Raw genomic sequence first — 21,474 nt, 5'->3', positions numbered from 1 at the left:
ACCGGTACGACGGCAGCGATGGTAGGACACGAGAGTCGCTGCATCCAGCTCGTGCGCGTGATCGACACGTTGGTGCGACCGGTGATTCAAACCGATCCGGAGCTGCTCGCGACGTGGGAGAACGTGGTGGCACTGCCTCGGTTCTCGAAACCCGCTGGTGCTGTGGTTTCGACATCGACCGCGGTGAGCGGCGAGACAGGGCAGGCGCAACAAGCAGTCGTAAGCGGGTGGGGTAGGGCTGGGACGCGGGGTGCGGGATGCGGATTGCGAAGTCTGGGCAGGCACTTTAGAGGTTCCAGCATCCCGCATCCCGCTACTCCATGCCACTACAAATTCCGTTTCGCGCGTCGCCCGGACTGCTCGCTCTTTCGCTTGCGACCGTTCTCGGATCGCATCCAGTGTCGGCGCAGGCGAGCCGGCCGGTTCAGGATACGCTCAAGAGTGTCGACCGGATCGTCGCGCACGAGCTCGAGCGGCAAGGTCTGCCGGGGCTCCAGGTCGCCGTCGGCTCGCACGGCCGCGTCGTATACTCGCATGCGGTCGGCAAGGCCGACATCGAGAATGGTGTCGCGCTCACGCCGACGTCGCTCATTCGCACCGGTTCGATCGCGAAGTCCATCAGCGCCGTCGCCGCGATGACGCTCGTCGAAGCGGGCCGATTGGATCTCGACGCCCCAGTTCAGACGTACTGCAAGGAGTTCCCGACCAAACCGTGGCCGATCACGACGCGCGAGCTCCTGAGTCACACGTCAGGCATCAGGCACTATCGGGGTGCGGAGACCGAGAACACGACGCACTATTCGCGCATGGCGGACGGCTTCGCGATCTTCGCCAACGATTCCCTTCTCTTCCAGCCCGGCACGCACTTTAGTTACACGACGTACGGGTACACCGTAGTTGGTTGTGTGATCGAGGGAGCGTCCGGCCTTTCATACTGGGACTACATTCATGAACATGTCCTCATTCCGACAGGGATGACGCATACCGTCGTCGACAACATCTTCACGCTGGTACCGCATCGGGCGCGTGGCTATCATGGCCACGGCGACAGCCTCGCGAATGCCGGCTTGATGGACGGGAGCTACAAGATTCCCGGTGGCGGGCTGGTGTCGACCGCCGATGATCTGGTGCACTTCGGCATGGCGTTGATGTCGGGCAAGCTGCTCAAGGCACAGACGCTCGAGCAGATGTGGACGCCGACGCGCGTCCCGCAGCTCGAGGGTGGCCAGCCCTCGACCTATGGACTCGGCTTCGAGATCGTCACCGTCGACGGGCAGAAGGTCGTCTCCCACAGCGGCGGTCAACAGGGCACGGCGACGCATCTCGTTATGATCCCGGGGCGATCTTTCGCCGTCGCGACGATGGCGAACGACGACCAGGCCGCGCCGTGGGACGTCGATAACGCGATTCTCGACTTCTATAGAATGCCGCGTCAGCGGTGATACGCTTGGAAGACGCCGCACTGCGTTCTCTCCTTCGCGATCTTCAGGGACTTCAGTTCGACCGCGAAGAGAAAGTGAGTGACCTCGAACTTCTGCTCGACTATCTCGAGATTGTCGCGGTGGCGGCCGGCGAGAAACCGAGTCATCTCCAGGGGCAGGGCATGCGCAGCGAGAGCCTCCTTCAGGCCATGGAGGGCATCGCCGCAGCTCACGGCCTGCGTGCCGTGCGCACCGGTATCGTCCTTCAGAACTTTCATCGCGCTCCGAATTACGATCCTCGCTTCTTTGCGTGGGAAGCTCAGAACGAACGAGAAGCGCGTGCGAGGGAAGGACACGTACTGTGGGTGTATCGCGATCAGGACATAGTACCAGCGATCCGCGCGGCAGCCGACGGCGAAACCGACGTGGGTGGCGTGCTGGGTTACCCCACGTGCTGCGTTCGCGAATACAACGAAATCGCCATACGAATCCTGGAAGCGCTCGTACGAGGTTATCAGACTGAGTACGGGGCTGAGGACGTGGACGACTTGATTCGGCTGGCGAAAGGAAAAGTCAAGGTAACGATTCCCCCGTTAGAGAGGCCGCGCGTCCGTCACGTCTTCTCTTACGTGCAGTTCTCGCCGTGCCGCCGTTGTGCCGAGTCGTCAGGTTCACCAGCGGCTGAGATCAATTGGGCGATGAAGCGCCTTGCCACGCGGCTCTCTCCAGCCTTTCAACGGGCTATCGACAAAGCAGTCAAAGCCGAAATCGCGTTCCGAAATCAGCAAAGGCTGCGCTAGGACATCATTGCGAAGCCACGCCGCGTCGCCGAGGAGAATGACAAGGTTATAAACCCGATCGACAGTGCACGCCTGTTCAATCTGCGCTCAGAGCCACCACCGGATCGACCTGCATCGCCCGCCGCGCTGGCAGGTACGACGCCAACAGCCCCACGGCGCCGAGCAGCAACGCGATCGAGACGTACGTCGGCGCGTCGGTGTGCCCGACACCGTAGAGGAAACTCTCAATCATCCGCCCTGCTGCCGCGGCGCACGCCAGGCCGATCGTCAATCCGGCAAGTGCCAGAATCGCGCCGTCGCGCAGGACAAGCCGGCCGATGTCGCGTGGCTCCGCGCCTAACGCGACACGGACGCCGATCTCGCGCGTGCGCTGACCCACCGCGTACGCGATCACGCCGTAGAGGCCGACCGACGAGAGGACGAGCGCCGCGAGCGCGAGCGTGCCGACGAGTGCCATCGCGAAGCGTGGGGCGGAGAGCAGCGCCGCGATTTCCGTCTCGGAGCTCGCCGTACGCCGGATCTCGAGTCGCGGGTCGACCTGCGCGGTGAGAGCGCGCAGCGTCGGCGTAAGCGCGTCAATAGGCCTGTCGCTGCGGAGGACGATCGTCGTCGACGGAAAGCCCGTCATCGCCGGGACATAGAGCTGGAGGTCATACCGGTCGCCGTGCCGACCCGGAGCAGCGATGTTGCCTGAGATGCCGACGACGGTGAGCCACGGCGCCGTCGGGCCGGCACGCAGGCGCCGGCCGATGCCATTGCCATCCGGCCAGAGCCGCCGCGCGAGCCTCTCGTTGATCACGGCCTCGTTAGGTCCCGGGGCACGGCCCGTCGTGTCGCCGCTGAAGGAACGACCGCGCAAGGGAATGCGCGCGAGATGGAAGAAACCGGGCTGCACCGCGTTGAAACCTTCTAGTCTGATCGGCGCGTGCGGCGCACCCTCTGCCTGCAATTCGCCCGCACCGACGCCCATGGCCGGCGGCGCGTCACCTGCGACGGCAGCGCCCTCGATTCCGGGCAGCGCGCGCACGCGCGTGAGGAGGTCGGCGAACGTCGGACTCCATAACTGTTCGGGCGTGCCCCGCGCGAATCGCACGGTGAACGAGGCGAGGTTGCGCGGGTCGAAGCCCAGCGGAACCTGCTGCATCGCGAGGAAGGAGCGGACGAGCAGGCCCGCGCCCACGAGCAGCACGACGGATAGCGCAATCTCGCCGACAACGAGGCTGCTGCGCAGGCGGCGGGCAGCGCGCGTCCCACCGGCGGTCCACCTACCAGTCCGCAGCCAGTCGCTCGCTAGGCGCCCGGTCGAGAACAGCGTCGGGAAAAGACCGAAGGCGATGCCCGTCGCCATGGCGATGGCCGCCGTCCAGAGTAGCACCGCCGGTTCGACACCCACGCCGTCGAGCTCCTCGAGTCGGACGGGCCGGAGCGCTCGGAAGACGTGAAGTCCGGTCCAGGTCAGGATCAATCCCACCATCCCACCGGCGACGGCGAGCGACAGACTCTCCGTCAGGAGCTGACGCGCCAACCTCCCTCGGCCAGCGCCCAGCGCGGTACGCACCGCGAATTCGCGCTGGCGTCCCCAGGACCTAACGAGGAGCAGGTTAGCGACGTTCGCGCACGCAATGAGGAGGACGACGCCGACCGCACCGAAGAGAAACAGAAGAGCGCGTTGAAACTCCGTACCGAGGAAGTCTCGTGGGCGCATCAGACGCACGGACTCGTGCGTCGTGAACATGCCTGGCTGGTCGGGCACCGACTTGGCGATCGCTGTCAATTCGTGGCTTGCCTGCCCGACGTCGACGCCGCGGCGCAGTTTCGCGAACGCGACGCCGTTCAGCTCAGCAGCCGTCGACACGAGTGGTGTCCAGAGCGAAGCTGGCGTGTTCTCACTCATCGGGACGCTGAGGCCTGGCGGCGCGACGCCGACAATCGTGCGCGTTGTGTCGTCGGCGACGATCGTCTCGCCCACGGCATCGGCGCGGCCAGCAAAGCGTCGCTGCCAGAGGCCGTAGCCAAGCATCACGACAGGGGCGGCCCCAGGGCGTGCGTCGTTAGGCGTGAAGCCGCGGCCGATGAAGGGACGCGCGCCGAGGAAGTGCGTCAGGTTGGGCTCCATGGCCGCGCCGGCAAGACGTTCACGGTCGCTGCCGCTGCCGACGTTGTACTCGCGTGAGGCGGCGGTCGTAATCTCCTCGATCGTGCGCGCCCTGCCGCGCCAGGCCTCGAGCTGCGACTGAGTCGTCGCGAGCAGGATGTTGCCGCCGCCTGCCGTCTGCATCAGCTGCACGATGCGGTCGCCGTCGCGATACGGAAGCGGTGCGAGGACGAGGTGGTGGACGACGCTGAAGATCGCGCTGTTCGCGCCGATGCCGAGAGCGAGGGTGAGTACGGCGATGCCGGCGAACAGAGGGCCGCGCCGGATCTGGCGCGCAGCGAAGCGGACGTCCTGCACCAGCCCGAGGGCGAGCTCGCGCAGACGCGCGCGGCGTCGATTTCCGACAGAGACGGCGAGCGCGTGACGGCGTACGTCGTCCGCGTCGCCGAACTGCTGCCGCGCTCGAGCGAGCGCCTGCTCGGGAGACATTCCCGCCGCGATGAGCTCCGCGGCGCGCATATCGAGATGGAAACGCAGCTCGTCGTCGACGTCGATCACCACGTGGGACGCGCTCCGCCAAGGGAGTCGGAAGAGCCGCCTAACGCGAGGAGGCAAACCGAGATCGCTCATCGTCACGCCTCCGGGTCAGGTCGTCTCGAGCACTGCGTTGATCGCTGCCGCGTAGCGGCGCCAGCCGGCGACTTCATTGCTGAGCAGCTTCCGTCCACGCGGCGTGAGAGAGTAGTACTTGGCGCGACGATTGTTCTCGGAGACTCCCCACTCGCTGCGTAGGGCGCCGTCCTCTTCGAGGCGGTGGAGGGCTTTGTAGAGCGCGGCGTCGACGACGGGGAATTCGCCGCCGGCGCGGTCCTGGATCCACTTCGCGATCGCGTAGCCGTGCATCGACGTCCACGAGACCGCCTTGAGGACGAGGACGTCGAGAGAGCCGTGGCGAAGGTCGTCGGTATGACCGGGCATGGATACTCCACTCCACTAACTATGTTTGTGGAGCATAATTGGGGCCGCGCGGCGCGGTGAAGGGCTAGGCTCCGTTGGAGGCGCCCCTAAATGGCACGCAAGAATTCGCCGGACGGGTATCGCCTTTTTTACCTGGACGCCTATCTACCAAAATGCAACGCGGGGCGCCTCAGGCGCCCCGCTAACCGTATTGCGAACCCGACTTCTCTCATCCGCACTCACTAAACCCGCACACGTGGCACTTCACGCACCCTTCAGCATACTCTAACTGACTCCCGCAATCCGGGCACGTTCCCATGAACGCCTGCCCCGAATCGTACCCCGAGAGCTCCATCTCCGCCTGACCACTAGCGCCCCCCGTTCCCCCCAGCCCCGACACACCGCTCGGCGGAGTGGAGCCGACTCCGGACAGCTGATCATCCGTCACCTGCTCGACCGCCTGCGAGATCCGCGGCACGCCACCGGGACCTAACGGGATCTCCTGCTGGATCCCGGCCACGCGATCGCGCCACCACTCCTCGAGCGCGATACCAATCGCGTCTGGCGCCGACAACACCTTGCTCGGCCCGAGTCCCACGGCACGATCCGACGAGATTCCGCGGAGCTGCTTGTGGATCTCCATGAGCGGGATCCCGGACCGCAACGCCAGCGAGATCAACCGGCCCATCGCCTCGGCATCGGCCATGGCCGAGCCGCCGGCCTTGCCTAACGTGAGGAACACCTCGAAGGGCTGACCCTTGTCGTCCTCGGTGATGTTCACGAACATCGTCCCGAGCGGGGTCTCTTTCCTTATAGTAGTGCCGCGGAGCTTGTCCGGACGCGCCCGCTTCGCGCGGCGCTGGAGGTTCTCGGCTTCCACTTCATAGAGTTGCTTCTTGAGACGCTCTATCTCCGCGTCCCGCTCCGCCAGTGTCCCCGTGAGCTCGCCGATCCGCTGCTTCTCGGCGCCTCGCACACCGCGGCCGGCATCCCGCTCCTCGCGGGCTTTCTCGGTCGCGCCGGTGCTCAGCACCTGGTTGTCGCGGGAGCCGTCGCGATAGACCGTCACGCCCTTGCAATTCAGCGCGTACGCGAGCTCGTAGATCTTTCGCACGTCTTCTACTGTCGCTGTGTGAGCGAAGTTCGTTGTCTTCGAGATCGCCGAGTCGCAGTGCTCCTGGAAGGCAGCCTGCATGCGGATGTGCCAGTCGGGCGCGATCTGGTTCGCGGTGTTGAACACGCGCTGCCACTTCTCGGGGACTTCGGGGAACGCAATCGTTCCCTCCTTCGCGATGCGCTCCATCAGTGCGTCGGAGTACCAGCCTTCCTTCTTCGCGATCGCGACGAAGTCTTCGTTGACGTCGGGCATCATCACGCCGGCCTGGTTGCGCATGAACGCAACGGCAAAAAGCGGCTCGAGTCCCGAGGAGCAGCCGGCGATGATCGAGATCGTTCCCGTCGGCGCGACGGTCGTGACATTGCAGTTGCGGAGGAGCTGCATCGGACGAATTCGCTTCCCTTCCGCGTCGCGCGCGCACGTCTCGTCCGGTCCCCAGATGCTCTTCGCCCACTCCGGGAACGGTCCGCGCTCGTTGGCGAGGCGGTTCGACTCGCGCTTCGCCTCGACGTCGACGAATTCCATGACTTTCCGGCCGAAGTCGACGCCGTCCTCACTATCATACGGGATCCCGAGCCTAACGAGCGCATCGGCGAAGCCCATGACGCCGAGTCCAATGCGGCGGATGCGCTTCGAGAGCGCGTCGATCTCCTGAAGCGGGTACTTGTTTACATCTATGATATTGTCCAGAAAGTGGGTAGAGAGGTGAATGTCAGCCTTAAAAGCTTGCCAATCCATCGAGCCATTCTGGACGTAGTATCCGACATTGATCGACCCCAGGTTGCAGACGTCGTAGGGGAGAAGCGGCTGCTCGCCGCACGGATTAGTAGCTTCGTAACTGCCAAGGTGCGGGACGGGGTTGTACTTGTTGGCTTCGTCGACGAAGAACACGCCGGGCTCGCCCGTGCGCCAGGCGCCGAGGATCATCTTGTCCCACAGCGTGCGCGCGTCGAGCTGACCGACAGAGTTGCCGCTATGCGGGTCGATGAGATCGTAGGACGTCCCCGCTTGCACCGCGTCCATGAACTTCCTGGTCACGGCGACGGAGATGTTGAAGTTCGTCACCTGCGTCAGGTCTTCCTTGCAGGTAATGAACTCCAGAATGTCCGGGTGATCGACCCGCAGAATCCCCATGTTCGCGCCGCGTCGCGTGCCTCCCTGCTTCACCGCGTCGGTGGAGGCATCATACAACTTCATGAAAGAGACTGGTCCGCTAGCAACCCCGGTGGTCGAGCGGACCATAGATCCCTTCGGGCGCAGGCGCGAGAAGGAGAAGCCCGTCCCGCCGCCGCTCTGATGAATGAGCGCCATCGAGCCGAGCGTGTCATAGATCCCGTTCTTGTCGTTCGACAGTGCGTCTTCGACAGGCAACACGAAGCACGCGCTCAACTGGCCTAACGGGCGTCCCGCATTCATCAGCGTCGGCGAGTTGGGCTCGAAGCGACGCTGGGTCATCAACGCATAGAATTCTTCGGCCACCGTGCTGACGGCGCCCTCGCTCGCTCCGTAGCGTCGATCCGCCGTAGCGACGACTGTCGCCACGCGCCAGAACAGGTCCTCCGGCTGCTCGACCGGTAGCCCTTTCTCGTTCTTCACCAGATAACGCTTCTCCAGAACGGTGCGAGCGTTAGGTGAGAACGAAACGGGCTCCGATGGCGGATTGACGGGAAGCGACATGAGACGACTCTCCCTTGGTGGGACGGTGAAACGAGTACTTAGACTGTGGCGGAGTAGCTCGAGCGGAACCGACTCGAGCGCGAACTATCGGAAGGGAGGAAATCGAAGAGCATCGGCACAACGTACTGATTGGGGAGCGCGGGCGCGGAAGCTAGGACGACTCGTGAGTCCGCGCCAGTCCCGCCATAAGTGCATTTGTGGAAGAGTCTTACAAAATCAAGATCACGAACGTGTAACGCCTGTCGATAGCGCGTTGAAAACAATATGGTCCGTGTTGACAACTGAGAGTGGTTGCCGGTTACGCCCCGAATTGACGACGAGACTTGCATCGACTTCTCCACAACACTGCGTGCTCTCACGACTTGGACGCCAGTGGCGAACTCCCTCGCTCGTCATGGCGGACCGACTCCGAAAGATACTCCTGGCGGGAAGCGTTCGCTGTAGCGCGCGTCACTTGCTCGGAATCACGTGCATATTCCGAGCCCCTCGTAACGAGGTTGTCACGCCTGATGCCGAGCCCAGCGGCCGGAACGGTGCTGCTCGGCTAGCTCGAGATACGCGCGGACCGTGTGCCTGATCCGTTCGCGCTCCTCGGCCGTCGTCTGCCTAACGATTCGGCCCGGCACGCCGATCACGAGCGAGTTCTCCGGAATCCGCTTGCCTTCCGGGAGCACTGCGCCCGCGGCGATTATGGATCCCGTGGCGACGTGCACGCCATTCAAGACCACCGCGCCCATCGCGATCAACACGTCGTCCTCGATCGTCGCGCCGTGCACGATCGCGCGATGCCCGATCGCGACGCGGTTTCCGATGTGCGTCGGCACGCCCTCGTCGGCGTGAATGACCGCGCCGTCCTGGATGTTGCTGTCGTCGCCGACGACGATGACGTCCGAATCCCCTCGCAGGACTGCCGTCGGCCACACCGACACTCGGCGCCCAAGGGTCACATCACCCAGCACCACAGCTGTCGGGTGAATAAACGCGGTCGGATCGATCACAAAGTACCAAGCCTGTAGAGGGCGCCGATAACGATAGCTAGTCGGCGCCAAGTAGTAGAGCCTGTCATCGCGCGCATGGGCCCAACGGCCAATGCTGAAATCGAGACGTGACCACGAACTTTGGTGCCCTTGCCTGTCTGTCCGAAAACAAAAAGGGGAGGCGCGATGCCAACAGTCACGATGAACGATGGTGCGCAGATCTTCTATAAGGATTGGGGTTCGGGACAACCCGTCGTCTTCAGCCACGGATGGCCTCTCGATGCCGACGCGTGGGACCCGCAGCTCTTCTTTCTTGCGTCGAACGGCTTTCGTGCGATCGCGCACGACCGTCGCGGTCACGGACGATCGACGCAAACGTCGTCCGGCAACGACATGGACACGTATGCGGACGACCTCGCCACTCTTATAGAAACGCTCAGCCTAACGAACGTCATTCATGTCGGCCACTCCACCGGAGGAGGTGAAGTTACGCGCTATATCGGCCGGCACGGAACAACGCGCGTCGCCAAGGCGGTGCTCGTAGATGCTGTCACGCCCGGGCTCTTGAAGACGCCGAAGAATCCCGACGGTCTTCCACTTCAGGCATTCGACCAGATTCGCGCGGGGCTGCTCGCGAATGCCTCGCAATTCTGGAAGGATCTCAGCCTGATGTTCTACGGTGCCAATCGCCCGGGCGCCAAGGTTCCTCAAGGCGTTCTCGACGCTTTCTGGCTCCTCTGCATGCAGTGTGGCCTTGTGGCGGCGCACGACTGCGTCAAAGCATTCTCCGAGACCGACTTCACCGAGGACGTCAAGAAATTCGACATCCCGACGCTGGTCATTCACGGCGACGACGATCAGATCGTGCCGATAACCGTCGGCGGCGACCGCTCGTCGAAGATGATCAAGAACGCGACGTACAAGGTGTACAAGGGAGCGCCGCACGGACTCATGGCGACGCACCAGGAGCAGTTCAACGCCGACCTGTTGGAGTTCGCGCGGCAGCGAGAGGCAGCGCCCGGCCGTCGCGGCGGTGGCGAGGTGGCGGCTTCACGAGCAGCCAGCTCCACCTAGGCGTCAGCGCGTGGCGTGATTCGTTACGGGCGTCGGTGCGGGTCTGAAGTAACCGCCGCCCTTCTTCGGACACGCCGCAACCAGTGTGAGCAGCGAGAGTGCAGCAATGAGTAGTGCTTTCGAGCGCATTGGGGTTCTCCGGAGGTTTGTACTCGATCCTTCATATAGAAGAAGCCGGATCGCGGCCAAATCGTTCGCCGCTGTTGGTCAGGCGGAGCCTAACGATGAACCGCGAGCCCCGTCCGGGATCGCTCTCCGCCCAGATCTTTCCCCCGAAACTATCCACGAGCCGCCGGCTGATCGCCAGACCTAATCCCGCGCCGCCATGCTGGCGCGTGCTCGCCGAACCGATCTGCCGGAACTTGTCGAAGATTCGCTCGAGTTGATCGGCCGGAATGCCGGGACCCTCGTCGGCGACGACGCACTCGGCCCAGCCATCCAGCAGTCGCCATCCGACGGTGACGATCGACTCTTCCGGGGAGAACTTGATCGCGTTGCTCAACACGTTGACGAACACCTGCTCCAGCCGATCGCCATCGGCTTCGACGTCGATGGCGCTCGCGCCGGAGCGACGGATGACGGTGATGCGCCGCGCGACCGCCAGACCGCTCACCGTCTGCAGGGCGCACTGCGTCACCGTCTCCGCGTTCACCGCGCGGACAACCGCCGGCTCGCTGCCGCGCTCGATCTTCCCGAGGTCGAGCAGGTCCTCGACCATGCGGATCAGCCGGTCGAGGTTGCGGAGGCCGATGTCGAGCAGCTCCTCCATCCCTTCAGGTACCGGTCCCGCCGCGCCGCGCGCGAGCAGGCCTAACGAGGTCTTGATCGACGTCAAAGGCGTGCGGAGCTCGTGGCTCACGACCGACACGAATTCGTCCTTCGCGGCGTCGGCGTCTGCCTCGAGGGTGACGTCGCGATAGATAATGATGTGGCCGAGGATCACGCCCCGGTTGTCGAGCAGCGGCGCGACCACGCGCTGCAGTGTCGCGCACTGCGGAACGGCCATCTCGACACGGTCGCGCAGCGCGAGCGTGCCCGCCAATGCCTCGCGCTCGGCGGCAATCGACGCCTCGTCCTTGAGCATCGGGGCGAACCGCGCGTGGACCGTCTCCATCGTGGCGCCGACGACGTCCTCGTGCGCCATGCTCGTTAGGCGCGCGAAGGCCTGATTGGCGAAGACGACCCGCTGGTCCTGCACCATCGCGATCGCCGAGTCGGAGGCTTCGATGAGCGCCTCGAGCCGGCGGTGCTCCGTCTTCACCTCGGTGTTCTTCTCCGCCAGCTCGTCGCGCTGCCTGGAGATCGTCGCGAACAGATGGGAGTAGTGGAGCGCCGTCTCGATATGGCGCCCAACGATTCGAGCAAGCTCGAAGTCTTCCCCGCCGAAGGCTTCGGCCTCGGGCGCGCCAAGCGTCAGCGCGCCGATAACACGGCCACCCATGCGAAGTGGGATCGCGAGGACCGAGACGCGTCCTTCGTTCGGACCGCGAATGTCGGCACGTCCCTCGAAGTCGTTGACGTGGACGGCGCGCCCGGCAACGATCGCCTGCCCGGTAAGGCCGGCGCCGATCGGGAACCGGCCCCGCTCCGTTACAAATCCACCGCGCTCCCGGTCATACAAGGTATGAATCGCGTAGCGAGCACCGTCCTCGGTAACGAGGACGACGCTGGCGCGCCTCATCGTGAGTACCCGAGGCAACTTCAGGATGGCCGTTCGAAAAATCAGGTCGAGGTCGAAGGTCGTGTTGATGAGCGTGCCCAACTCGGACACGACCTCGAGCCGTGCGACGGAGATGCTTCTTCCGCTTCCCTCCCCCGAGCTCGCGAGGGGGCGGACGCTGGTGGTCATCGCAAGCGCTGGCGGTCGATGACCGCGTCGAGACTTGCGGCGAGCAGCTGGATCGCGCGGCGTGCAACGGCGACGCTGGCCCTGGTCGCGGCGCCATTCCGCTCCTGCCACTCCTTGCCTAACGCCTCGAGGCGCTCGGCGTGAGGCACGAGCTCCGTCGCGCCGAAGGCGCTGGCCGTACCGGCGAGTGCGTGCGCCGAGAGGCGAAGGCGGTGCGCCGCTTCCACCGAACGGCGACGCGCGATCTCGTCCACCGCCTCGCGCATCACGGCAGTTCGCGCCGGCAGTCCGGCGGCGAACTCGTTCGCGAGCTCCGCCAAGACTTCCGTTGGAACCTGCTTCATGGCAGTCGTCATTGTTTCGGCACTTCCTCTTCTCGACAGAGCCGTAAGATGGCTGGCGCCAACGCGTCGAGATCAAATGGTTTGGTGATGACTCCGCGGGCGCCACTCGCGCGCACGCGCTCGGGATCAAGGTTCTGTCTTGCCGTCAGCAACACGATCGGAATTGGTCTGGTCGACTCGTCGGCAGTGAGCCGGCGGCAGACCTCGTATCCGTCCATCCCCGGCATCATGAGATCGAGGAGCACCAGATCTGGCCGCTCGCGCTTGACCATCTCGATCCCCGATGGGCCGTCCGGCGCCGTCTCCACCAGCCATGCAGCGCCGAATTGCAGCGTGAGCTGCACGACGCGCCGCAAGTCCGCGTCGTCCTCGATCAGGACGACGCGGACCAGGTCCTCTGCCGACGGCACTGGGGATTTTGACAAGGGCGTCTGTCTCCACACGAGGTATTGCCGATAAAATGCGCAAGCTCTTCGTTGTGGATGACGATTTGCTCTTCGCGAAGTTGCTGGCCGCGAATCTTCGTAATGAGGGATCGCTGAACGTCGAGCTCTTCTCCGACGCGCGAGCGATGCTCGACCGCCGAAGCGAGGAGCCGCCCGATGCCGTGATCACAGACCTGATGATGCCCGAGATCAACGGGATCGAGGTGACGCGGCAGCTCCGAGCGACCGATCCGCATCTGCCGATCTTCGTGCTCACGGCGAGCACGGAGATCGCGAGCGCCGTCGCCGCGCTCAAGGCGGGGGCGACGGACTACCTGCTCAAGCCGGTGAACGTCGACGAGCTGTTGACGCAGCTTCGCCGTGCAATCGACGAGCGGCCGATGCGCGAGGAAGCCGCGAGTCTCGAGCGCACGCGTAAGGCGAAGTTCTCCGCCGGCGCGATCCTCGGCAACGAGCCCGCGATCGAAGACGTGCGCGATTTCGTGCGACGCGTTGCCGGGATCCCCAACTCGACCGTGCTGTTGCTCGGGGAGAGCGGAACCGGCAAGAACCTCGTCGCGCGGACGCTGCATTACACGAGTGCGCACGCGAAGGGGCGCTTCGTCGAAATCAATTGCTCCGCCCTTCCGGCGCATTTGCTCGAGGCCGAATTGTTCGGCTATCAGCGCGGCGCTTTTACGGACGCGCGCGAGTCCAAGCGCGGCCTCATCGAGGTCGCGAATGGCGGGACGCTCTTCCTCGACGAAATCGGCGAGCTGTCACCGGAGCTCCAGGCAAAGCTGCTCAACGTGCTCGAGTCGCGCCGCTTTCGTCGTGTCGGCGGCACGGAAGAGATCGAGGTCAATCTCCGCCTCATTGCGGCGACGAACCGCGACCTCGAGGCGCACGTCCGCGCGGGGCGTTTCCGGCAGGATCTTTACTACCGCATCTGCGTCGTGACGTGCACGCTCCCACCCTTGCGCGACGTGCCGAGCGCGATTCCGGACCTCGCGGATCATTTCCGGGAGCTATTCAATCGGCAGTTCAAGAAGAGCGTGAAGTCGATCGATGCCTCCGTGCTCGCGCGCCTAACGTCATGGCGCTGGCCGGGGAACGTGCGCGAGCTGCGCAACGTGATCGAACGCGCACTGATCTTCGCCGACGGCGAGGTCCTGATGCCGGAGCACCTGCCCCCGCTCACGGCCGTCGACGCGCCCTCGAGCAACGGCCACTCGCCGAACGGGTATGCGATCTCCAAAGGACTGTCGCTGGCGGACGTCGAGAAGGAGTACATCAGGCAGACGCTCGAGCAGCTCGACGGCGACATACAACGAGCGGCGGAGTCGTTAGGTATTTCGAGAAAGAGCCTCTGGGAGAGGAGAAAGCGGCACGGACTGCTCTAACAACCTGCTCTTTGGATCTCGCGGACCGTGGCTGGACTCCTCTCGGCGACAACCATCTACAGTCTTGGAACACGGACAACTCCGGACAGGACCGGACAAAGCCGGACGAAAAAGCGAAACGACTTTCCTCAAGCAGTCGTTGTCACGCTCTTTTGTTTTTGTCCGGCTGTGTCCGGCCCCTGTCCGGCTGTGTCCTCTCAAAAACTGTAGAAGCCTTTCTGCTCGCAGAAGTTGACGCGCCAGGAGCGACGCCAACGGTCATCCTATTTCATCGTTATCAATGGATCGATCCGGCCCGCGCGCCGCGACGGGACGTATGCCGCGCAAAGCCCAACGACAAGCAACAGCAGCGTCGCGCTAACGTAGGTCAAAGCGTCACTCGGCTGCACCTGGAACAGGAACGTTCGCAGCACGCGCGTCGCTATGAGCGACGTGCCGAGGCCAATCGCAAGACCCGGGAGAACGAGGAGCGCACTGCCCACGAGCACGACCCGAATGACGCCCCCCGCGGTCGCGCCGAGGGCAATCCGGATCCCGAGCTCACGCGTGCGTGCAGTGACGCCGTACGCGAGAACGCCGTAGATCCCGATCGCGGCGAGCGAGAGCGCGATCAGCGAGAAGACGCCGAGGAGCAACGTGCGGAATCGCGGTTCGGCGACGACGCCGCTGATCCGCGACGTCATCGTCATGATCGACTCGATCGGCTGTTCCGGATCGACCTCGCGCACAGCGACGCGCAGCGCTTTGGCGACGAGTGCACTGTGCGCCGCGTCCGTGCGCACCACCATGTTGAGATGATTGATAAAGAAGGGCTGGTCGACCTGCGGCAGCAGCTGATAGATCGCCTCCGCGCGTACCTGCGCGAGTCCTTCCTGCGCGACGTCGTCGACGACGCCGACGATCGTCATCCAGTCGCCGGGTGTCGGCTTGTCTTGCATAGTTAGGCGCTTGCCGATCGGGCTCGCGTTGGGCCAGAGACGGTGGGCGACACCCTGGCTCACGATCGCGACGCGCTCGGTGCCGGGCCCATCGCTCGCGAGGAAGCCTCGTCCCTGACGAATGGGAATACCCATCGCCGCGAAGTAGCCCGCGGTGACGCACGGCTTGAGGACCATGTAGCCCGGCGGCAACGAGCGGCCGTCGTCGAGCGAGAAGTCGCCCATGATCGTGGTCTGCGAGAGCGGAATCCAGTTCACCGCCGCCGATTCGCGCACGCCGTCGATGGCCGCGACGCGCTCCGAGAGGCGGCGTTGGACGTCGTGCAACAACGCCGCCGTCTTGTAGCGAGTGTCCGGAAAATCGAGCGTCACCGTGATGACGTTGTCCGGCACGAAGCCGAGATCCACGCCGCGCAAGCGCTCGAAGCTGCGGACGAGCAGGCCCGCGCCGATCAATAGCACCAATGCGAGCGCCGTCTCCGCCGTGACGAACACGGCGTGCAACGGGATGCGCGTGGTCATGCGACCGGTCTCGCTCAAAGCGTCGCGCACGTCGCGCCGCGATGCAGTGATGGCGGGCGCAGCGCCGGAGATCACGCCCGTGATGATGCACGTCAGAAAGGCACCGAGGAGCACGACGAGGTCCACGTGGATTTCCTTCGTGCGCGGGAGCAGATCCGGTGGCGCAGCAGCGAGGAGAAGCGCCACGCCGCCATACGCGATGACGAGGCCGATGACGCCGCCGGCGAGCGAGACGATCACGCTTTCGGTGAGAAGTTGCCGCAACAAGCGCGAGCGACTCGCGCCGAGCGCGGCGCGGATGCCCAGCTCGTGGGTGCGGGTCGCGGCGCGCATGAGCATGAGGTTGGAGACATTGGCGCACGCAATCAGCAGGACGAGTCCTACCGCGCCCGCGAAAATGTAGAGTGAGGCGCGCACGTCGCCGACGATGCCATCGCGCAGCGGCATGATGGCGGCCGTGAAATGCTCGTCGTTGTGCCGCGCATCGGCGCGCTCCTCGTTCGCGGCGAAGGTGCGCAACTCGCCGAACGCCTCGCCGACGGTTGCGTTCGGTGCCAGGCGGGCGATGACGGGCTGAAAGCGGCTGTTGGTGCTCGAGAGCTGAATCACGAGCGGTGTCCAGATCTCCGTGTGTTGAGGAAACTCGAAACCCGGAGGCATGACCCCGACGATGGTCTTCGTGTAGCCTTCGAGGCTGATCGATCGACCGATGACGGTCGGGTCGCCGGCGAAGCGATCGCGCCAGAGGCGATTGCCGATGACGACGACGGCATTGGCGCCGAGTTGCTCCTCGGCCGCGCGAAAGACGCGACCGAGTTGGGCGCGAACGCCGAGGGTCGCAAAGAAATTGGCCGAGACGCTGGCCGTCGCCACCCGGAGCGGCTCACCGGCGCCGAGGAGTGTCGCGGGGTACCTGTTGTAGGTCGACGTCGAGACGAATTGGCTCGTTAGGCTCCGATAGCGCGTATACTCCTTGTCCGTCATCGAAGGGCCGACGATGGAACGCAGTCGATCCGGCGCATGGCTCACGAGGAAGAGCGCGCCGGGATCGTGGAACGGGAGCGGCCGCAGCAGAATGCCGCGCACGACGGTGAACATGGCGGTGTTCGCGCCGATGCCCAACGCGAGCGTGAGGATGGCAACGACCGCGAAGATAGGCGCGCGGCGCAGCGAGCGGAGCGCGTAGCGAACGTCGTGGGTGAGTCGCTCGAGCCAGAGCCAGCCCCAGGTCTCGTGCGTGACCTCTTTCACGTGACCGACATTCCCGAACTCGCGGCGGACAGCCGCCGCGGCGTCGTCGGGCGACTCGCCGCGCGCAACGCGATCGGCGACGGCCATCGCGAAGTGCGCGCGAATCTCGTCGTCGAGCGCGCGGTCATCGGCTTCGCGGCGCGCTTCCCACGGCCATTTCATGATTGGCTCTCGGTTGGAGGCTCGAGCATCAGACCAGCGAGGGCATACGTGAGGCGCTGCCATTTGGAGCGCTCGACCGCGAGCTGCTTCTCGCCGGCAGGGGTGAGTGTGTAGACGCGAACGCGCTGGCCATTCTCCGACGTGCTCCACTCGGAGGTGACCCATTTCTTTTTCGTTAGGCGATGGAGCGCGGGGTAGAGGGAGCCCGTCTCGATCTGGAGCATGTAGTTGGAATTCGCGCGGATCATCTGGGCGAGGCCGTAGCCGTGCCGGGGCCCCCAGCGGAGGGTCTGGAGGATGATGAAGTCGAGCGTGCCCTGAAGGAGCTCGAGGCGGGAGAGAGTGGGATCGGCGGGCAAAGGGTTGAGGGTTGAGGGTTGAGGGTTGAGGGTTGAGGGTTGAGGGTTGAGGGTTGAGGGTTGAGGGTTGAGGGTTGAGGGTTGAGGGTTGAGGGTTGAGTGTACGCGATCATAGGATGTAGAAATGCTACATGCAAGACAATGTTTTCTTAGGCAACGTGGCTTCCGTGGCTGTAGGCTGCCTACTACTTCGCGGATTTCACGCTCGATGCTCTTTACCCTCTGCCCTCTGCCCTCTACCCTCTGCCCTCTGCCCTCTGCCCTCTGGCAGCGCTCCGGCCTTCCCGTCCTCCCGTTACCGAAGCCGTTACGGATTGGTAACCGGCCGAGCGCGCCCGCTTCGAGTAACAAGCGCAGCACCAACGAGTTAAGTGCATACTCATTACGGCGCGGGGCGTGCAGCAGTCTTGCACACGATGATCCGTCCACGTCTGCATTCGACTTTCATTTGTGTCGTCCGGCGCCTGGCGTTCGGCGCGTTGCTGGCGTGCGTGCCGGCGTCGCTCCGCGCGCAAGAGACCATTTCGTCGGCGGCCAATCAGCTCTTTCACGTCGCCGATGCGACGACGACCGCGAGCTCGATCACGGTCACCGACGTCGGTGGCGGGAACATCAAATTCAATCGCGACATTCACATCACGATTCCCACCGGCTTCAACATGCAGTGGGATACGTCGGTGCCGACGGTGACGATCACGGGGAGCGCGTCGGGGCAAGTGAGCACCACCGTCTCCTACACGGGGACGGCGACGGTCGTCATCAACGTGACCGGGACCTTTGCGGCGAATGACTTCGTCGTGATCTCGGGGCTCAAGTTCACGAACTTCACAGCCACGTCGACAGCGAACAATCTTCAGCTCGCGCTCAAGAACAGTCTCCAGGTCGAGGCGACCGATGCGCACACGATCCAGATCGATCCGCACTACGACGTTGCCGTCACGCCGGCGAGTACGAGCCTAACGAGTCTGCCGACGAATGGCGGATCGTTGACGGCGACGTTCACGGTCACGAATAGCGGCGCGGTGAGCGACAGCTACGACCTGCTCACGTCGAAGAATCCCGGTACCGCGCTCAGCGTCGTCTCGATCACTGGCACGAGCATTACGCAAGGCGCCAATCCCGATAGTGCGCGCCGCGCTGCGCTGGCGAGCTTGGGAACGGTGACGGTGACCGTGACCTACCGAATCGGCAACGTCGCCAACGGCACGATCGACACGCTCAAGCTCACGGGCCGCTCGGTCGGCAACAACGCCAAGACGTCGACCGGCGTGTTGATCGTCACGGTCATCCGTCCGGTGATCTCGATCGGGAAGGCCGTGAATCCTGGCGGGACGCAAATGCCGGGGACGAATCTCACGTTCACGTCCACGGTGACGAACGTTGGCGGTGCGAGCGCGGCCAGTCTCGCCGTCGTCGATTCGATACCGACCTCCGTGCAGTACAAGCTCGCGAGCGCGTCGGCGACGCTTCCCGTGGGTGTCACGGTCGTGATCGAGTACTCGAACGACGCGGGCATCACGTGGACGTACGTCCCATTCAGTACCGGCTGCAGCGCGCCCGTCGGCTACGACCGCTGCGTGAATCGCATTCGCTGGCGATTGCAGGCCGCACTCTCGAGCACGGCGCCGAATAATCAGGGGACGCTCAGCTTCATCTCGCGAATTCGCTGACCGTTGTCATCCTGAGGGAGCACCGCGACCGAAGGATCTACCGTCACTGCATCGAGCCAGCCGGCGAGATCGAGCCAGTAGGATACCCACTTTCTTACTAGCGCATAACGAGAACGATGGGCCATCGCGATCGCGATGGCCCATCGTTTTTTCTAGTACGGGCTCGTTCCAACTGTCGGCTTCAGCACCTAACTCGGGAAAGTAGATCCTTCATCGCTTCGTTCCTCAGGATGACATGGAGCGAGCCCTCAGGATGACAAAAGAGGAGCCGTTACCAGGCTCGTTCCTTCTCGGTAACCGGGTAACGGTGGCTTCGAAATAATATGCTCGCCCATACCTGTAAGTGCCATAGCAACATGCACTTATAGCGGTACAAGCGGGCTGGTCCAGGGCACGGGGAGTGCCTTAACAGGGGCTCAAAATCCCAACCCGGAGCCCCTCGTGATCCTCTCCTGTCCCACCTGCCGGCAAAGGAGCCGGCATCCCCCCAATCAGATCCTCGGCCGCTGGGCGATCTGCCCCCACTGCGGTGGCGAGATCGACTGGCGCGAGCGCACCCCAGCCGGGGAACTCACCTCACCTAACGATTGCTCCATTCATGATGACTTCGAGGAGAACGAACGATGAACAAAACTATTGAGCGTGTCATAATCACCGGCCTCCTGCTCCTGTCCGCCGCCTTCGCGGCGAATGCGCAGAAGGCGCCGCGCGCGCAGGCGCTGAAGTTGAGCGCCGAGATCCTGAGCGCGCACACGCCGCGTCAGAGCGACTCGACGCGCGCGCTTCCCGGCGACACGGTGCGCTATCACCTCCTGTTCACGAACGTGTCGGCCGGTGCCGTCCATGGCATCGTGCTCGACAATCCGATTCCCGCTGGCTTGCGCTACGAGGTGGGATCGGCGAAGGCGGATCGTTCGGACGTCGCGATCCTCTACTCCATCGACGGCGGCAAGACGTTCTCGCCCGCCCCGATGATCGACGCCGTCGTCGATGGCCAGCACGCGCAGCAGCCGGCCCCGGCGGAGATGTACACGCACGTCCGCTGGACGGTCCGCGGCGACGTGCCGAAGGGCGCGCAGATCCGCGCCGAATACGACGCGCAGGTCCCGTCAGTCGTCGTCGCGCGTTCTTCGACCACGAAGTAACGCCACCAACCTAACGATTCCAGGAGCTTAGAAGATGATGTCCACACGTTTCCGGTCGGCGGGCAAAGCCTTACGGACCTTCGGCCTCGCGTCGCTGTTGACGCTCGCCGCGGCGCCCGTACTGCTTGCGCAGTCGCCGACTCCCGAGGGCACGGTGATCACGAACACCGCGACGGTGTCGTTCACCGATGCCAATGGCAACACCTACTCGGCCGTGAACGCGTCGGTGAGCGTCACGGTCGGCTTCGTGGCCGGCGTCGACGTCGCCGGCGCCGCCAGCGCGACGCCCGCGTCACCAAGCGCGAACAACACGCTGACGTTCACGATTCAGAACATCGGTAACGGCACCGATCAGGTACAGGTCGCCGAAGCAATTTCCGTTGGCTCTGTGATTACCGTGACGAGCTACGTGTTTAACGCGACGCCATACGCGACGCTCGCAGCACTGAACACGGCGCTCGCGGCGTCGAACATTACGCAAGGCAGCACCATTACCGTGCAGGTGAAGTACGACGTCGCCGCAAACAAGGGTGGCGTCGCGACGAACTACACGCTCACCGGAACGTCGGTGCGCACCAACACGGTGAGCGACAACCAGGTCACGACGATCACGCCGGCACAGACGTACGCCGTTGCGACGACGCCGGACGGTGGTCAGAACCTGCAAAAGCTGCCGAGCAACGGAACGAACTACACGTTCACGTTCACCGTCACGAACAACGGTAACGGCTCGGACAACTTCAACCTCGTGGCCTCGAACACCGGTTCGGCGATTACCGTCGTCTCGGTGAACGGCGTCGCGGGGACGTCGACGTCCGTGGCGATCGCGGCGGCGACGGCAATGAACATCGACGTCGTGTACTCGATCGGCAACGTGGCCGCGGGTACGACGGACAACCTCAAGTTGCAGGCGACGTCGGTCGGTGACAACACCAAGACCGATGACGGCACGGCAGACCTCACGGTCATTCGGCCGGCAATCACCGTCGGTAAGGCCGCGTACCGTGACAACCAGATCACGCTGCTCGGTCCCACCGATACCGTGCTACCTAACGAGGACATTCAGTACAAGATCTCGGTCACGAACAGCGGAACCACCGCGGCGACGTCCGTAGCGATCGCCGACAACCTTCCGGCCCAGCTGACGTTCCTGTCGGGCACGGGGGACCTCGCTGGCTGGACCATTTCGAATGTTGGTAACAACGTCAGCGCAAGCCTTACCGGAACATTGACGGCGGGCGCGACGCGCTTCATCTGGATCCGGGCCTCGGTCAAGTAAGCCGAGCAC

Annotated in this window: 18 protein-coding genes; 7 read left to right on the top strand and 11 right to left on the bottom strand. The window is 64.1% G+C overall.

The annotated features are described in order from the left end of the window. Positions 1-320 precede the first annotated feature (320 nt). Entirely contained in the window at positions 321-1,442 is a 1,122-nt protein-coding gene (locus tag VGH98_06090) for a serine hydrolase domain-containing protein (GenBank protein ID HEY2375528.1), read from the top strand. On the opposite strand, the gene VGH98_06085 is transcribed toward VGH98_06090, so the two are convergent. Continuing rightward, positions 1,433-1,588 carry a hypothetical protein gene (locus tag VGH98_06085; protein ID HEY2375527.1) on the bottom strand — a complete coding sequence of 52 codons (156 nt, stop codon included), beginning with the start codon at positions 1,586-1,588 and terminating at the stop codon, positions 1,433-1,435. The two genes, VGH98_06090 and VGH98_06085, sit on opposite strands and share 10 nt — an antisense overlap. 42 nt (positions 1,589-1,630) lie before the next feature. Between VGH98_06085 and VGH98_06080 the strand changes: the two genes are divergently transcribed. Beyond that, positions 1,631-2,221 (top strand): hypothetical protein, encoded by a 591-nt coding sequence (locus tag VGH98_06080; GenBank protein ID HEY2375526.1) that lies wholly within the window; start codon positions 1,631-1,633, stop codon positions 2,219-2,221. 76 nt (positions 2,222-2,297) lie between these two features. Here the strand turns inward: VGH98_06080 and VGH98_06075 are convergent, their stop codons facing one another. From VGH98_06075 to VGH98_06060, 4 genes are all read right to left on the bottom strand, one after another. Next, positions 2,298-4,946 carry an ABC transporter permease gene (locus tag VGH98_06075; GenBank protein ID HEY2375525.1) on the bottom strand — a complete coding sequence of 883 codons (2,649 nt, stop codon included), beginning with the start codon at positions 4,944-4,946 and terminating at the stop codon, positions 2,298-2,300. A 15-nt stretch (positions 4,947-4,961) separates the two neighbouring features. After that, on the bottom strand, positions 4,962-5,294 hold the full coding sequence (locus VGH98_06070) for a PadR family transcriptional regulator (protein HEY2375524.1): 333 nt from the start codon (positions 5,292-5,294) through the stop codon (positions 4,962-4,964). A 208-nt stretch (positions 5,295-5,502) separates the two neighbouring features. After that, positions 5,503-8,067, bottom strand: coding sequence for a vitamin B12-dependent ribonucleotide reductase (locus VGH98_06065; GenBank protein HEY2375523.1), 2,565 nt, complete (start codon positions 8,065-8,067; stop codon positions 5,503-5,505). Between the two features lie 500 nt (positions 8,068-8,567). Then, complete coding sequence (locus tag VGH98_06060) at positions 8,568-9,065, bottom strand: gamma carbonic anhydrase family protein (protein HEY2375522.1); 498 nt, start codon at positions 9,063-9,065, stop codon at positions 8,568-8,570. Between the two features lie 165 nt (positions 9,066-9,230). On the opposite strand from VGH98_06060, the gene VGH98_06055 reads away from it, so the two are divergent. Further along, a complete protein-coding gene (locus tag VGH98_06055; protein HEY2375521.1) occupies positions 9,231-10,118 on the top strand; it encodes an alpha/beta hydrolase in 888 nt (295 codons plus the stop codon). 3 nt (positions 10,119-10,121) lie between these two features. Here the strand turns inward: VGH98_06055 and VGH98_06050 are convergent, their stop codons facing one another. The 4 genes from VGH98_06050 to VGH98_06035 are packed head-to-tail and all read right to left on the bottom strand — an operon-like array spanning position 10,122 to position 12,736. Next, complete coding sequence (locus tag VGH98_06050; protein HEY2375520.1) at positions 10,122-10,247, bottom strand: hypothetical protein; 126 nt, start codon at positions 10,245-10,247, stop codon at positions 10,122-10,124. Positions 10,248-10,278: 31 nt separating this feature from the next. Then, entirely contained in the window at positions 10,279-11,967 is a 1,689-nt protein-coding gene (locus tag VGH98_06045) for an ATP-binding protein (GenBank protein ID HEY2375519.1), read from the bottom strand. Next, positions 11,964-12,323, bottom strand: coding sequence for an Hpt domain-containing protein (locus VGH98_06040; protein ID HEY2375518.1), 360 nt, complete (start codon positions 12,321-12,323; stop codon positions 11,964-11,966). Before VGH98_06040 ends, VGH98_06045 begins: the two co-directional genes overlap by 4 nt. Next, positions 12,320-12,736: a response regulator gene (locus tag VGH98_06035; GenBank protein ID HEY2375517.1), complete on the bottom strand. Its 417-nt coding sequence runs from the start codon at positions 12,734-12,736 to the stop codon at positions 12,320-12,322. The genes VGH98_06040 and VGH98_06035 overlap by 4 nt, the downstream gene beginning before the upstream one ends. 35 nt (positions 12,737-12,771) lie before the next feature. Between VGH98_06035 and VGH98_06030 the strand changes: the two genes are divergently transcribed. Beyond that, on the top strand, positions 12,772-14,139 hold the full coding sequence (locus VGH98_06030; GenBank protein HEY2375516.1) for a sigma-54 dependent transcriptional regulator: 1,368 nt from the start codon (positions 12,772-12,774) through the stop codon (positions 14,137-14,139). Positions 14,140-14,402: 263 nt separating this feature from the next. On the opposite strand, the gene VGH98_06025 is transcribed toward VGH98_06030, so the two are convergent. Together VGH98_06025 and VGH98_06020 are read right to left on the bottom strand one after the other, a co-directional pair. Beyond that, the gene (locus VGH98_06025) at positions 14,403-17,012 is read right to left on the bottom strand and encodes an ABC transporter permease (GenBank protein ID HEY2375515.1); all 2,610 of its coding nucleotides are present in this window, start codon (positions 17,010-17,012) and stop codon (positions 14,403-14,405) included. Beyond that, the gene (locus VGH98_06020; GenBank protein ID HEY2375514.1) at positions 17,009-17,371 is read right to left on the bottom strand and encodes a PadR family transcriptional regulator; all 363 of its coding nucleotides are present in this window, start codon (positions 17,369-17,371) and stop codon (positions 17,009-17,011) included. Before VGH98_06020 ends, VGH98_06025 begins: the two co-directional genes overlap by 4 nt. Before the next feature lie 416 nt (positions 17,372-17,787). On the opposite strand from VGH98_06020, the gene VGH98_06015 reads away from it, so the two are divergent. The 3 genes from VGH98_06015 to VGH98_06005 all read left to right on the top strand — a co-directional run bounded on the left by VGH98_06015 (position 17,788) and on the right by VGH98_06005 (position 21,465). After that, positions 17,788-19,041, top strand: coding sequence for a hypothetical protein (locus VGH98_06015; GenBank protein ID HEY2375513.1), 1,254 nt, complete (start codon positions 17,788-17,790; stop codon positions 19,039-19,041). Positions 19,042-19,664: 623 nt separating this feature from the next. Next, positions 19,665-20,186 (top strand): hypothetical protein, encoded by a 522-nt coding sequence (locus VGH98_06010; GenBank protein HEY2375512.1) that lies wholly within the window; start codon positions 19,665-19,667, stop codon positions 20,184-20,186. A 34-nt stretch (positions 20,187-20,220) separates the two neighbouring features. Continuing rightward, entirely contained in the window at positions 20,221-21,465 is a 1,245-nt protein-coding gene (locus VGH98_06005) for a hypothetical protein (protein ID HEY2375511.1), read from the top strand. Positions 21,466-21,474: the final 9 nt, after the last annotated feature.

The sequence above is a fragment of the Gemmatimonadaceae bacterium genome (assembly GCA_036496605.1).
Classification (GTDB): Bacteria; Gemmatimonadota; Gemmatimonadetes; order Gemmatimonadales; family Gemmatimonadaceae; genus AG2.
Note: the sequence above shows the minus strand (reverse complement) of the source record. Positions and strands in the feature narration are given on the sequence as shown.